The organism is Rhodococcus cerastii (assembly GCF_033042195.1).
In the GTDB taxonomy this organism is placed as follows: Bacteria; Actinomycetota; Actinomycetes; order Mycobacteriales; family Mycobacteriaceae; genus Rhodococcoides.
In genome coordinates this window covers 138,437-151,673 of sequence record NZ_JAWLKF010000009.1, presented here as the reverse complement: position 1 = coordinate 151,673, position 13,237 = coordinate 138,437, and the positions used below count along the sequence as shown (strand labels likewise).

Annotated in this window: 13 protein-coding genes; 8 read left to right on the top strand and 5 right to left on the bottom strand. The window is 64.8% G+C overall.

The features are described from left to right. Positions 1-368 precede the first annotated feature (368 nt). Entirely contained in the window at positions 369-1,343 is a 975-nt protein-coding gene (locus R3P93_RS16850) for a GGDEF domain-containing protein (RefSeq protein WP_317533513.1), read from the top strand. 314 nt (positions 1,344-1,657) lie between these two features. Continuing rightward, the gene (locus tag R3P93_RS16845) at positions 1,658-2,701 is read left to right on the top strand and encodes a glycerophosphodiester phosphodiesterase family protein (RefSeq protein WP_082898685.1); all 1,044 of its coding nucleotides are present in this window, start codon (positions 1,658-1,660) and stop codon (positions 2,699-2,701) included. Positions 2,702-2,711: 10 nt separating this feature from the next. Here the strand turns inward: R3P93_RS16845 and R3P93_RS16840 are convergent, their stop codons facing one another. Continuing rightward, entirely contained in the window at positions 2,712-3,599 is an 888-nt protein-coding gene (locus R3P93_RS16840; protein ID WP_068048657.1) for an oxidoreductase, read from the bottom strand. Between the two features lie 35 nt (positions 3,600-3,634). Between R3P93_RS16840 and R3P93_RS16835 the strand changes: the two genes are divergently transcribed. Beyond that, positions 3,635-3,844 (top strand): helix-hairpin-helix domain-containing protein, encoded by a 210-nt coding sequence (locus R3P93_RS16835; protein ID WP_068048660.1) that lies wholly within the window; start codon positions 3,635-3,637, stop codon positions 3,842-3,844. A 52-nt stretch (positions 3,845-3,896) separates the two neighbouring features. On the opposite strand, the gene R3P93_RS16830 is transcribed toward R3P93_RS16835, so the two are convergent. Further along, entirely contained in the window at positions 3,897-4,460 is a 564-nt protein-coding gene (locus R3P93_RS16830) for an alpha-isopropylmalate synthase regulatory domain-containing protein (RefSeq protein WP_317533512.1), read from the bottom strand. A 10-nt stretch (positions 4,461-4,470) separates the two neighbouring features. Between R3P93_RS16830 and R3P93_RS24635 the strand changes: the two genes are divergently transcribed. After that, positions 4,471-4,557: a hypothetical protein gene (locus R3P93_RS24635; RefSeq protein WP_394855319.1), complete on the top strand. Its 87-nt coding sequence runs from the start codon at positions 4,471-4,473 to the stop codon at positions 4,555-4,557. Position 4,558: 1 nt separating this feature from the next. Here R3P93_RS24635 and R3P93_RS16825 read toward each other — a convergent pair whose 3' ends face one another. Further along, positions 4,559-4,960 carry an MmcQ/YjbR family DNA-binding protein gene (locus R3P93_RS16825; protein ID WP_317533511.1) on the bottom strand — a complete coding sequence of 134 codons (402 nt, stop codon included), beginning with the start codon at positions 4,958-4,960 and terminating at the stop codon, positions 4,559-4,561. Positions 4,961-5,023: 63 nt separating this feature from the next. Here R3P93_RS16825 and R3P93_RS16820 point away from each other — a divergent pair, with 63 nt between their 5' ends. From R3P93_RS16820 to R3P93_RS16805, 4 genes are all read left to right on the top strand, one after another. Continuing rightward, complete coding sequence (locus R3P93_RS16820) at positions 5,024-5,806, top strand: putative protein N(5)-glutamine methyltransferase (protein ID WP_317533510.1); 783 nt, start codon at positions 5,024-5,026, stop codon at positions 5,804-5,806. A 46-nt stretch (positions 5,807-5,852) separates the two neighbouring features. Then, complete coding sequence (locus tag R3P93_RS16815) at positions 5,853-6,554, top strand: type 1 glutamine amidotransferase domain-containing protein (protein WP_068048667.1); 702 nt, start codon at positions 5,853-5,855, stop codon at positions 6,552-6,554. 108 nt (positions 6,555-6,662) lie between these two features. After that, positions 6,663-8,978, top strand: coding sequence for an endopeptidase La (gene lon, locus R3P93_RS16810; protein WP_317533509.1), 2,316 nt, complete (start codon positions 6,663-6,665; stop codon positions 8,976-8,978). Positions 8,979-9,065: 87 nt separating this feature from the next. Then, positions 9,066-10,931, top strand: coding sequence for an ABC transporter ATP-binding protein (locus tag R3P93_RS16805; RefSeq protein ID WP_317533508.1), 1,866 nt, complete (start codon positions 9,066-9,068; stop codon positions 10,929-10,931). On the opposite strand, the gene R3P93_RS16800 is transcribed toward R3P93_RS16805, so the two are convergent. Both R3P93_RS16800 and R3P93_RS16795 read right to left on the bottom strand, forming a co-directional pair. Next, positions 10,928-11,917, bottom strand: a complete 990-nt coding sequence (locus R3P93_RS16800; RefSeq protein ID WP_317533507.1) for an iron-siderophore ABC transporter substrate-binding protein — start codon at positions 11,915-11,917, stop codon at positions 10,928-10,930. The two genes, R3P93_RS16805 and R3P93_RS16800, sit on opposite strands and share 4 nt — an antisense overlap. Before the next feature lie 85 nt (positions 11,918-12,002). Next, the gene (locus tag R3P93_RS16795; RefSeq protein ID WP_068048673.1) at positions 12,003-13,217 is read right to left on the bottom strand and encodes a lipase family protein; all 1,215 of its coding nucleotides are present in this window, start codon (positions 13,215-13,217) and stop codon (positions 12,003-12,005) included. Positions 13,218-13,237 lie beyond the last annotated feature (20 nt).

The following is a 13,237-nucleotide window of genomic DNA, read 5'->3' as shown; positions in this document are numbered from 1 at the left end:
AATTTCGGGCGAGCCGAAACTATGATCGGTACGCTTTCGGGCCTGGGCAGTTCGTTTCACAAGGGAGCCCCATGCAAGAAGACTCTCGATCGCCCGTATCGCGGCACGGCGAGCGATCGAATGCGTCCCTACGACCACGTTCGAGGCAGGTGCACAGCGCGACCAGGAGTCGCCACCGCAAACGGTCGACCACCATCTCGTCACCGAGGTCGAACTCGAGCGTCACCGTTCCACCGCTCGGTCCGCAACCCAGTGCGGCTCAGGTCATCCGCCATTGGTTCGCTGCTCCACACGATTTCGACTGGATTTTCGTGCACAAGTCGACTCGTCCGCTGCACAGATTGATCCGAGTCGTGTTCGCGAGCTGCGTGGCTTTGTACGCGGCCGTGTCGATCCTGATGTTGGCGTCGCCGAACGGGCCGACGGGATCGGGGCCTGTTGCCTACGTACTTTTCATCCTGGTTCTGCAATTCGCTGTGATCGTGTGGTTGCTGGTCGGGCCGCTGCCGGATCGTAAGTGGCAGGTGGTCGCGTTCCTGGTGTTCGGTGACGTCGGGCTCACGTCGGTGATTCTTCTCGATGTACCCACGTCGGCGCTGATCGGCACGTTCCTCTTCGCGCTGACAGGGTCGATGTGCACCTTCTTTCTCGGACCGAGGCTGCTCGTCGCACACCTGGTGTTCGCCAATCTGGTGATCGGCTACATCGGGGCGGCCGCGTACGTAGAGGGTTTGTGGGGTCCGTGGGATGCGATCGCCGCAGTCCTCGTCGCCGGAGGTGCGACGTCGGGTGTCCCGATCTTCGCCCAGATCGCCTGGTCGTTGGTGTGCGAGGATGCACGGCAGTCCGAGATCGATCCGCTGACACGGATGAAGAACAGGCGCGGACTGCAGAACGCCGTCGAGGATCTGTGGTCGGTCGCTCGCGGTGAGCGGTTGGCATTCGTTCTCGTTCTGGTCGACATCGATCGGTTCAAGAGCGTCAACGATCGCTACGGTCACGATCAGGGTGATGCCGTCATCGTGCTCGTTGCCGACCGTCTCCACGGTCACCTCGGGAAGTCGGGCGTGGTGGCGAGAACCGGGGGCGAGGAGTTCGTGGCCGTCCTCGTCGGCGAGGCAGAACAACTGTGTGAACTGGTACTCGAGGTGAGTGGCACTCTGACGGATTGCTCGGATCCGATACCGGTGACAGTGAGCGCAGGCGCAGTCGTGATCGCTCCTGATTCCGACGCGTGGACATCAGGGGTCGACGTGGTCAACGACGTCACGCGCGCGGCGGACTCTCTCATGTACCGGGCGAAGGCGGACGGCGGAAATCGAACGGTGCTCGAGACGATGTAGGGCCCAACTCACTGAGCCTGCTGACCAATCGATCGGTGTCAAGACCCGAACATCCGACGGCGAATTCATCCAGCGGGACGAGGGCGTGGAAGTCGACCCGCACATCACGGTCGTAGGCGACGTCCACGAGGTTTACTGGATCCTGCTGTTGCCCAGATTGTTCGGGATGTGCTTACTGGATCGTCCTTCTCGCTCGACAGAACATCGAAAGATGTTGCAACGCTGCGAATACCGATCTCCGTCTACCTGCATGGTGCCGGGAGTTCACTGCGAGGAACCCGGGTGGACACCGACCCTCCGTAGCCTCGGCCAGCATGCGATTCGGTCGGTTCTTGCCACTGGTGTGCGTTCCTCTCGCGGTGTTGACGGGGTGCGGAACGGACACGGCAGCGGACCCGACCCCGCTCGGCTCGTTCGATCTGCAAGCGCACCGCGGCGGACTCGGCTTGGTCACCGAGAGCACCATCGAATCGTTCACCAACGCACTGCAACTCGGGGTGAGCACCCTAGAATTGGATACTCAGATCACCGAGGACGGCATAGCGATCGTCACCCACGACCGCAAGGTCTCGGACAGCAAGTGCGTCGACACCCGTGCGCTCACACCGGGGGACCCCGAGTTTCCGTACGTCGGGAAGTACGTGAACACACTGACACTCGCGCAGATTCGCACCCTCGACTGCGGAGCCCTACCTCTCGCGGACTACCCGGAGCAACGACGCGTGCCCGGCGCTCGAATGCCGACCCTCACCGAGGTGTTGGATCTGGTGAAGTCGGCCGACGCGCCGGATGTGAAGCTGAACGTCGAAACCAAGGTCGAGGCGGGCAGCCCCACCGAAACCGCTCCGCGCGAGCAGTTCGTCGACACGGTTCTGGCGACCATCCGCGACGCAGACATGCTGGACCGGGTCACCGTGCAGAGTTTCGATTGGGGCGCACTGAAACTGGTCCGCGACTCCGAACCCGAGGTGCCGGTGGTGGCGCTGACCAACGGTGACTTCCTGCAGGTGGGCCAGGATGGTGCGTCTCCCTGGCTGGGCGGAATCGACGTCGACGATTTCGGTGGAGATGCGATTGCCGCGATCGATTCGTTCGGAGCGTCGGCGTACTCGCCCGTGCAGGGGACCCCGCAGAGCGGGAAGGTCGGCGACCCCGACTTCGAGCTCTACGTCACCCAGGACATGGTGGACTCCGCGCACGAGCGCGGAATACGAGTGATCCCGTGGACCGTCGACGATCCCGACACCATGCGCGCGCTGATTGATATGGGCGTCGACGGACTGATCACCGATTACCCCGACCGATTGCGCACCGTCATGAGCGAACGCGGACTGGCATTGCCCGCGCCCGCCCTGTGACGATTCCCCGTCAGAACGGGTAGCCGACTCCGGTCAACTTCTCGCTGGCGTCCCACAGCTTCGCAGCAAGAGCGGGGTCCTGTGCGGTCTTGGTCATGCTCGCCGGGCCCGGCTTACCGCGCGTCTCGAACAAGGACTTGGGGCCGCTGTACGTGCCGCCACCCGCAACATCGATCGCGTAGAGCGTGGGACGTGCTCCGGCACTGGCAGATTGCGAAAAGAACTTCAGTCCGATCGGAGCCAGAGTGGACAGAATCTTGTTGCTGCCCAAACCGTCTGGGCTCGAGTACAGCTCGGTGGCCGAGATTCCTGGGTGCGCGGCATTGCTGGTGATCTTCAGCCCGGCCTTGTCGATCCGGCGCTGGAGTTCGAGCGCGAACAGAATGTTCGCAAGCTTGGAGTTCGCGTACCCACGCTGGGGGTTGTACCCGCGTTCGAGCTGAAGATTGTCGAAATCGAGCTTGGGGCCCTGCCGGTGCGCGACGGAAGCGATGGTGGTGATCTTGGCGTCCGCAGCGAGCTTGGGGAACAGCAGGCCGGTCAGGGCGAAGTGGCCGAGATGATTGGTGCCGAGCTGGAGCTCGAACCCGTCCGCCGTCTCGGACCGCAACGCAGGCATCATGACGCCGGCGTTGTTGATCAGCACGTCGATCGACTCCGGTGCCGACGCGGCGTACTCACGAACCGAGGCCAGGTCGGCGAGATTCAGGGTGGCGGTGTCGACGGTTCCGTCGGGTGCCTCCGCCGAAATTTTGGCCGCAGCGGCATCGGCCTTGTCCTTGTTGCGGCACGCGAGCGTCACGTGGTCGCCTCGCTTCGCCAACTCCAAGGCGGTGTAGTAGCCGATACCGGTGTTCGCACCGGTGATGACAACGCGTCTCTGCTTGGTTTCGGGCACGCCGCCAGGCTACCGGTCTGTTTTAGACTTTGCCCGTGAGTAGAGCAGAAGCCGACGAACATGCGGAGTTTCCTAAGGGCACCGGAAATCCCGCGTCTCGGGCATTCCGCGCGGCGGGATACCGGTGCCTGGACGATCTCGCCGGGGTCCCCGCGGCCGAGCTGAAGACACTGCACGGTGTCGGTCCGAAATCGCTGGCAGTCATCCAGGCAGCACTGGAGCAGACCGGTCGATCGCTGGGTTGACACCCAGGCCTGGGCCGTTACCCGAGATTGTTCGCCGCAGCGACAACCGCATTCAGTGACGAGGCGACCACGGACCCGTCGATCCCACTCCCCACGCCGACTTCCCGCCCCGACGAACCTCGACGTACGTCGCTGCCCCACTGTTCGAGCCGTGTTCTCGGGTCGTTCCGCAGGCTCCATTACTGTCCCCGATGGAGTGCTGAGACAGACCGAGTACCTCGACTCCCAGAATCTGCGCCAATGCGTCGACCGGCCCGGTTCCGACGGCGCTGTGGTGATGCTCGCCGTCGTCGTCGGCGAGGGTGACCGACAGGGTGGAGTCCGCATCTATCGACCACGCCACCAGTGTGCGACGGCCGGTACGAATGTAGTTGTCCTCGAACAGAGTCCAGATCTCCTTCGAGCTGATCTCGGTGCCCGTCGAGTCGGTGTCGTGCTGGACCACCCGGGCGAAGTCGATCTGCAACCTGCGGGGGAGCTCCAGGCCGTGGTCCACCGACAGCAGATACGCGATCCCGCCCTTTCCGGATTGGCTGTTCACTCGGATGACTGCGTCGTAGTCGCGTCCCACGTCGGCAGGATCGATCGGCAGGTACGGCACTGCCCCACGCGGCACCGAGCCTGACGTGGACCTGCACGAAGCCCTGTTCGACGCCATCGCGGCGGGAGACCGGGTCGCTGCGGTCTCGGTGGCGCGCGAGCACCTGGTGTGAGCTACTGCTGCGGTCGATCGAGAAGCGCGATGAGCTTTTTCGGGGCTCGATCGCAGTAACTCTCGGTGATCAGCTCGCCGAGTTCCGCCCGGTCCACGGACTCGTCGAGCAGCATGCCGATGATCTGGGGACCCCATCGGGGCGCGAAGAACCCGGCGCGGGCGGAGAGTGCGTCGAGTTCGATTCCGCTGGAACGGAAGACAAGGACGTGCGCCGGGCCGTCGGTGCCGACGGCCTTGGCGAATGCAGGTGGGGTGCCGTCGAGAATTTCGAGAACGTGGGCGAAGGTGCGCCCGCGAATCCGCCAGCGCGTCCCGACCCATGCCTGCTCCTCGTAGGTCTCGGGCAGGGCCAGGCACAACCGTCGGACTGCGGCTTCCCAGTTCGTCCTCTCGTGCGACATACCGCGCTACAGTATTTCAGCGAGCGGGCAGGCGGGCGAAAAGCACTCCGGAAGGCACGGTCGATGTCGGAACTCGAGCACGACGACGTGGTGTCCGCGCTGCGCAGAGCCGGGTGTGTATTCGCCGAGGAGGAAGCCGGCATCCTCGTCGAGTCCGCGTCCACTCCGGCCCAGCTGCAAGAGATGCTCACACGCCGCGTCGCCGGCGAACCGCTCGAGCACGTTGTCGGGTGGGTGTCGTTCTGTGGTCGACGCGTCGCCGTCGAACCGGGCGTGTTCGTTCCCCGACGCCGCACCGAATTTCTCGTCGAATGTGCTGCAGCGCTGTGCCCTTCGGTGCTGCTCGACCTGTGCTGCGGTTCCGGAGCGATAGGTCTGTCAGTCGAGGGTCTCACCGAATTGCACGCCGCCGATATCGACGCCGCGGCGGTCGCGTGTGCCAGGCGCAACCTCTATGCCGACGGGGGCGCGGTGCCGGTCGGTCACGTGCACCGCGGCGACCTGTACGACGCACTGCCGCCGGAACTGCACGGCAGATTCGACGCGATCGTTGTCAACGCTCCCTACGTCCCGACCGGCGACATCGGGCTGATGCCACGAGAGGCGCGGATCCACGAGCCGCACATCGCGCTCGACGGCGGTACGGACGGTGCCGGGATTCATCGTCGCGTCGCCGTCGGCGCGCCGGAATGGCTGGCCCCAGGCGGGCATCTCCTCGTCGAAACCAGTGCAGCACTGATGCATTCGACGCTGCAGACCGTGGTCGAGGCAGGATTCGCAGCCAGTATCAGCGAGTCCGAGATGTTCGACGCCGTCGTGGTGATCGGTTCGATCGGCCAGCAGTGACCGACCGGGTGTTTCGATCGGGGGTCTTCGTGGCATTCCCCGGGGCATGACTACTTTGCTGTTTGCGGTAACCGCTGCCGATCACTGGACCTTGAACGACGGAAGCAAGCACCCCACCGGATACTGGGCCGAGGAGCTCGTCGAGTCCCATCGCACGTTCGTCGATGCCGGCTGGGACATCACGGTCGCCACGCCTGGCGGTAAGGCTCCGGTCGTCGACCAGGGCAGCCTCGCGGTCGACGCCAACGGCGGCGACGAAGAGAAGGTAGCGGACCAGAAGAGCTACCTCGCCTCTATCGAGTCGATCCTGTCCTCGCCCGCAAAGCTGGAGGAGCAGAAGGCGTCGGACTTCGACGTCGTCTTCGTTCCCGGCGGTCACGGACCGATGGAGGACCTCGCCGTCTCCGAGAGCTTCGGTGCCCTGGTCGTCGACTTCCTCGACTCGAACAAGGTGGTGTCCGCGGTGTGCCACGCACCGGCCGCTCTCCTCCCTGCCGTCCGCAGTGACGGGACCTGGGCGTTCGACGGGTACGAGCTCACCGGATTCACCGACGAAGAGGAGACCCAGGCCGGTCTCGCCGACAAGGCCCCGTGGTTGCTCGAGACCCGGTTGCGCGAGAACGGCGCGAAGTTCGACTCCACCGACGCGTGGGCACCGAAGGTCGTCGTCGACCGGAACCTGTACACCGGTCAGAACCCGGCATCGACGCGTCCCCTCGCGGAGAAGCTGGTCAGCGCGCTGAAGTAGCCGGAGAGGACGGTCGGAGTTCCGCCCACGGAGAACAACGGACTTCGACGGGAACATCACTACTGCTTTCGAAGTTGAGCCCCAATAGCTCAATCTTTTGGAGGAGAAGTGACCGAAACCGTTCGTGTGCCCGTGCTTTTTCTGACCGACCCGATCGTCCTGCCCGGAATGGTGGTGCCCGTCGAGCTCGACGAGGCTGCGCGCGCCGCCGTCGACGCGGCGAAGGCGAGCAACGATGACACGTTGCTCGTCGCGCCGCGTCTCGAAGATCGCTATGCCGCGTACGGCGTCCTCGCCACGATCGTGCAGATGGGACGCTTGGCCGACGGCCGTCCGGCCGCGGTCATCAAGGCCGGCCGCCGCGCCCACATAGGCCACGGCGTCAGCGGGCCGGGCGCTGCACTCTGGGTGGAAGCCGACCCCGTACCGGACGAGGCCGCAGGCGATGACCTCAAAGCCCTTGCTGCCGAATACAAGCAGCTAGTCGTGGCGATGTTGCAACGTCGCGACGCATGGCAGGTGATCGACTCGGTCAACAAGCTCACCGACCCGGGCGCGATCGCCGATACCGCCGGCTACGCGTCGTATCTCACCGACGTGCAGAAGCGGGACCTTCTCGAAACACCGGACGTGGCAACGCGTCTGACGTCCTTCATCGAGTGGACCAGGGCCCATCTCGCCGAAGTCGAGGTCAACGACAAGATCTCCGGCGATGTCCGCGAGGGCATGGAGAAGACCCAGAAGGAATTTCTGCTCCGGCAGCAGTTGGCGGCCATCCGCAAGGAACTCGGCGAGGACGAGCCCGACGGTGCCGACGACTACCGCGGCCGTGTCGAGGCTGCGGACCTGCCCGAGAAGGTGCGCGAACAGGCGCTGCGTGAGGTCGGCAAACTGGAACGGGCCAGCGATCAGAGCCCCGAGTCTGGCTGGATCCGCACCTGGCTCGACACCGTGCTCGATCTGCCGTGGAACAACACCACCACCGACAACAACGACATCGATTCTGCACGTGCGGTTCTCGACGCCGACCACCACGGCCTCGACGACGTGAAGGATCGAATCGTCGAGTACCTGGCCGTCCGGGCGCGTCGCTCCGAACGTGGTCTGCAGTCGGTCGGTGGGCGTGGGTCCGGTGCCGTCATGGTGCTCGCGGGCCCGCCCGGAGTCGGCAAGACCTCGCTCGGCGAGTCGGTGGCCCGTGCGCTCGGTCGAAAGTTCGTGCGCGTCGCTCTCGGTGGCGTCCGCGACGAGGCCGAGATCCGTGGGCACCGTCGTACGTACGTCGGTGCATTGCCGGGTCGGATCGTGCGGGCCATCGGTGAGGCGGGATCGATGAATCCCGTTGTCCTGCTGGACGAGATCGACAAGGTCGGCTCGGACTATCGCGGCGACCCCAGCGCCGCTCTGCTCGAGGTGCTCGACCCGGCGCAGAATCACACGTTCCGTGATCACTACCTCGATCTGGATCTCGACCTGTCCGACGTGGTGTTCCTCGCCACCGCCAACGTGATCGACCAGATTCCCGGCCCGTTGCTCGACCGGATGGAACTGGTGACCATCGACGGCTACACCGAGGACGACAAGGTCGTCATCGCCCGGAACTACTTGCTCCCCCGTCAGATGGACAGGGCGGCAATCACATCCGAGGAGGTGACGGTCACCGACGCCGCGCTCCGCACCATCGCGGCCGAGTACACCCGTGAGCCGGGAGTGCGCCAGCTCGAACGCCTGCTGGCCAAGGCCTTGCGCAAGGTCGCGACGAAGTTGGTGGGCACAACCGAGGTTCTGTCCATCGACGAGCCGGACCTGGTGACCTACCTCGGTCGTCCGCGCTTCACCCCCGAGGCGCACGAGCGCACCGAAGTGCCTGGTGTGGCAACGGGTCTGGCGGTCACCGGACTCGGCGGCGACGTATTGTTCATCGAGGCTGCGTCGACCGAAGGCGATCCGGGTCTCAAGCTCACCGGTCAACTCGGCGACGTGATGAAGGAGTCCGCGCAGATCGCACTGTCCTACGTGCGCTCGCACGCAGCACGATTCGGCGTCACGCAGGAATCTCTCGACCGCAGCATCCACGTGCACGTTCCGGCGGGCGCGGTGCCGAAGGACGGTCCGTCGGCGGGTGTGACGATGGTGACGGCCCTGGTGTCGATGGCCACCGGACGGCCGGTGCGCTCGGATGTCGGCATGACCGGTGAGGTCACGCTGAACGGTCGGGTGCTGCCGATCGGCGGGGTGAAGCAGAAGTTGCTGGCTGCGCAGCGTGCGGGCCTGAAGACGGTGTTCATACCGGCGCGCAACGAACCGGATCTGGACGATGTGCCCGCAGAGGTGTTGGAGGCGTTGGATGTTCGCCCGATGACCGACGTCGCCGACATCATTGCGCTCGCCCTCGAGCCGACGGCCGCAACCGTGGCGGCGTGAGTTCGGTGCAGTCGAGGTCGGTAAGGGGATCCGCACTTGACCTCGACCTATGTCGAGGTTCTACGTTGGTGACATGAGGTTGATGACATGAGCATGGAGATGACCGCCTGGAACCAGATGTATCGCACGATGAACAGGCCGGACACTCAGTCGTCGTTCTCGAAGGTGACGGCCCGCAGGATCCTGACGTTCGCTGCGCCGCATCGCCGTGCCCTCGGTGGGTTCCTGGTGCTCAGCGTGGCCCTGGCCGTTCTCGCCGTGGCCACGCCGGTGTTGGCCGGCCGGGTGGTCAACGCCATCGTCGACGGGCGCGAGCTACGAGTGGTGGTGTGGCTCGCCGTGGCGATCGCGGCCATCGCTCTGGTGGACGCCGTGGTCGGTCTGATCAATCGGTGGCTCTCGTCGAACATCGGCGAGAGTTTGATCCTGGATCTGCGGACCGCGGTGTTCGATCACGTGCAGCGCATGCCGGTCGCATTCTTCACCCGAACCCGCACCGGTGCGCTGGTGAGTCGACTCAACAACGACGTCATCGGCGCGCAGCGCGCATTCAGCACCACGCTGTCCGGGGTCGTCAGCAACCTGGTGACGTTGGTGCTGACCCTGGTGGTGATGATCGGGATCTCCTGGCAGATCACGCTTCTGGCATTGATTCTGCTTCCGGTGTTCGTGCTTCCCGCTCGCCGGATGGGTCGACGCCTCGCGCGGTTGCAACGTGAAGCGGCAGCTCACAATTCGGCGATGAGTACGCAGATGACCGAACGATTCTCGGCACCGGGAGCAACACTGGTGAAACTGTTCGGTCATCCCGAACAGGAATCGGTCGAGTTCGCGGTGCGCGCCAAGCGCGTCCGAGACATCGGTGTACGCAGCGCCATGGTGCAGACGGTGTTCGTGACGGCGCTGACTCTCGTCTCGGCACTGGCCCTGGCCGTGGTGTACGGGCTCGGCGGCTTCTACGCCCTGCGGGGGACGCTCGACCCGGGTTCGGTTGTGGCGCTGTCTCTTCTGCTGGCTCGCCTGTATTCCCCGCTGACTGCGCTGGCAAGTGCTCGGGTGGAGATCATGAGCGCACTGGTCAGCTTCGAGCGGGTCTTCGAGGTTCTCGATCTGGTTCCACTCATCGCAGACAAGCCGGACGCCCAGACTCTGCCGCCGGGGCCGGTGGCCGTCGAGCTCGACGACGTTCGGTTCGCGTACCCGTCTGCGGACAAGGTCTCGCTCGCCTCCCTCGAGGAGGTCGCGACCCTGGATTCACGAGGGGGAGAGGAAGTGCTGCACGGCGTCTCGTTCCGAGCCGAACCCGGTCAGATGGTCGCGCTGGTCGGTACGTCCGGTGCGGGCAAGTCCACGATCGCACAGTTGATCGCACGGCTGTACGACGTCGACGGCGGTGCGGTTCGACTCGGAGGCGTCGACGTGCGAGACCTGACGGCCGAATCCGTCCGCGGCACAGTGGGAATGGTGACCCAGGACGGTCATCTGTTCCACGAGAGCATCCGGTCGAATCTGTTGTTGCCTCGGCCCGAGGCAACCGACGACGAACTGTGGGATGCGCTGTCGAGGGCGCGGCTGGCCGACCTCGTGCGATCGCTGCCCGACGGCCTGGACACCGTCGTCGGCGAGCGAGGGTACCGACTCTCCGGCGGTGAGCGTCAGCGCCTGACGATCGCGCGGTTGCTGATCGCGCAACCACGAGTCGTCATTCTCGACGAGGCCACGGCTTCACTGGATTCGACGTCCGAGGCCGCCGTGCAGGCTGCGTTGGCCGAGGCGTTGGAAGGAAAGACGTCGGTGGTCATCGCGCACCGGCTCTCGACCATCAGGGTAGCCGATGTGATCCTGGTGATCGAGGACGGGCGAGTCGCCGAGCGAGGTACGCATGACGAGCTCCTCGCCGCGGGAGGTCGTTACGAGGAACTGCATCGGACGCAGTTCGCACAATCCGGTTAAGCGTCCGGAACCACCGTGGACGGGTCGTCGTCGGTCGCCGCTGCGAGCATCGGGGTGAATCCGTCGATGGCGTAGTCCAGGGAGAGCGGACTCGAATATCCCAGGGCCGAGGGCAGATCGGTGCTGAACGAGCCGATGTAGACGGTTCGATCCTGCTCGACGACGTCGAGTGCGGCGATGATCGGGTTGGCCTCTAGCTGCTCGCGGCTCTGGCCGGCGATGACAAGGACGTCGGTGTCGAGTCGGTCGAGGTTCTCGGGACTGATGGTCTCGGAGGCGTCGGGAATCTCGAAGCCGAGGTCGGTGAAGAACAGAGCGCGGATGTCGTCCCTGCCGAGCAGTAGGTAGCTGCCGTCGTCCATGACGAACGCGAGAGACAGTGACTTGCCGGTGAACTGAGGATTCTCGGCCTCGGTGTCGGCGAACTTCTGCTCGAGCGTGGCCGTCCGGTCCTGTGCTTCTTGCTGCTTGCCGAGTGCTTCGCCGACGACGGCGAACTCCTGCTGCCACGTCGCGGCCGGAACGTTGTCATAGCCGCCGATGTCGGCGATCGTCGGGGCCATCCCGGAGAGCTGGTCGTACTGGCCCTGGTTGATGAAGGAGTACGGGCCGAGAATCAGGTCGGGTGCCTGCGCCGCGATCTGTTCGAGGTTGAGATCGGTGCTGCCGACCTCGGGAATCTCGGTACCGCCCAACGCTTCCTGGGCCCATGGGCGCTGCCGGTAGTCGTAGCTGAGGTTGCCGCGGGTCGCGACGGGCTTGACGCCGAGCGCGAGGGCGAAGTCCTGCTCGTTGAACCCGATCGTCACGACGCGGGTGGGCTCGGTGTCGATGACCGTCTCACCGAATCGGTGATCGACGGTGACCGGAAATCCGTCGGCGCTCCCGGAGTTACCGGTGGGTTCGGGCTCGTCGGTGGACGAGCAGCCGACGGCCAGCGCCAGAACCGAGGCACCGGCGACGACGAGCTGGACGGACTTCTTCATGGGGTCTCCTCGCAACGGAACTTAGCGAGGTTAGCCTAACCGACCCATCGAAGCGTCGATCATGTGCCGGGGTCGGACGTCCCGATCAGCAGGTGGACGTCGCCGGTACACCGGCGAATCGCTGGTCGATCCATTCGAGTGCCTGCGGAAGGCCGAGCACTGCAGCAGTCAGGTGATCGTTGCTGGGCACCTTTACCTCGGTCACCAGTACTCCGGCGCGGCAGTACCGGGCAATCGTGTTGTCGATGGCGCTGACCGGGATCAACGCATCGGAGGGGCTGTGCCACTCGAAGTACGGTGCTTTCGGTACGCCGGGGTACAGCTCGACGCTGTTGTCGTTGACGGCGGCGATCGCTTCCGGGCTGCTGATCAGGTCCAGCGTGCCAGCGACCTCCATGGCGCTCTTGCCTGCGCCTGCCGCGATGATGTCGTTGGTGCACCCGTTCTGGATCTGGCTCTCGATCTGCTTGCCGAGCGGGTTGAGCTGAGAGCTGATCGGGATGCGGGTGGGGTACTCGCGCTCGATTCCGAGCGCGGCAGCGAACGCCAGACCGAACATGGGGTGCGGGGCGAAACCGAGATCTCGGGCCATGCGCTCGAGGTTCATCGGAGCACCACCGTTCGCGCTGCCGACGATGTTCAGCTCGGGTGCGTAGTCGTTCTGAAGCGCAGCTGCCCATGCTGTCGCCATTCCGCCACCGGAGTAGCCGGCCAACGCGACCGGGCTCTGCTGAACCTGGATGGGATCGAAGCGCTGAGTGGCGCGAATGCTGTCCAGCACGATCTGTCCGCCGAGCCTGGCGGCACCGTAGGCGCTGTTGGGTCCGAGGTGATCGGCGATGACGACGGTCCAGCCGCGCTGCAGTACTGCATTCAGTGCGGGTGCTTCACGAATCTGGAGATTGGGGTCGTTCGTCCACAGCGCTTGTGAAGGTGCACATTCGAGACCGAGAGCATTGATGATGTGTTGGTAGGAAAGCACCGGCCCGTTGGGTGCTTTGTTTTGCGGAACCAACACGGTATTGATTGCGGCGATGGGATCGCCGGCCGAATTGGTGGAGCGGAAATTCAGCTGCCACACGTCGACGCCGAAGAATCCGGGGGGCGGGGGCATCGGACGGCTCGAGATCACATCGCCCGGTGCGAGCGCATCGAGATCCACAGGCGGAGAGTAGAAGCCGTCGGCGATAGGCGTCGGATACAACGGCGCTGCAACTGCCTGACCTGCGCCGACGAGTGACGAACACAGGACAGCAACCGCCGTCATGCTGACAGCACCTGCCAACTTGAGAACCCGCATGTGGTAAACCCCTCCGTGCC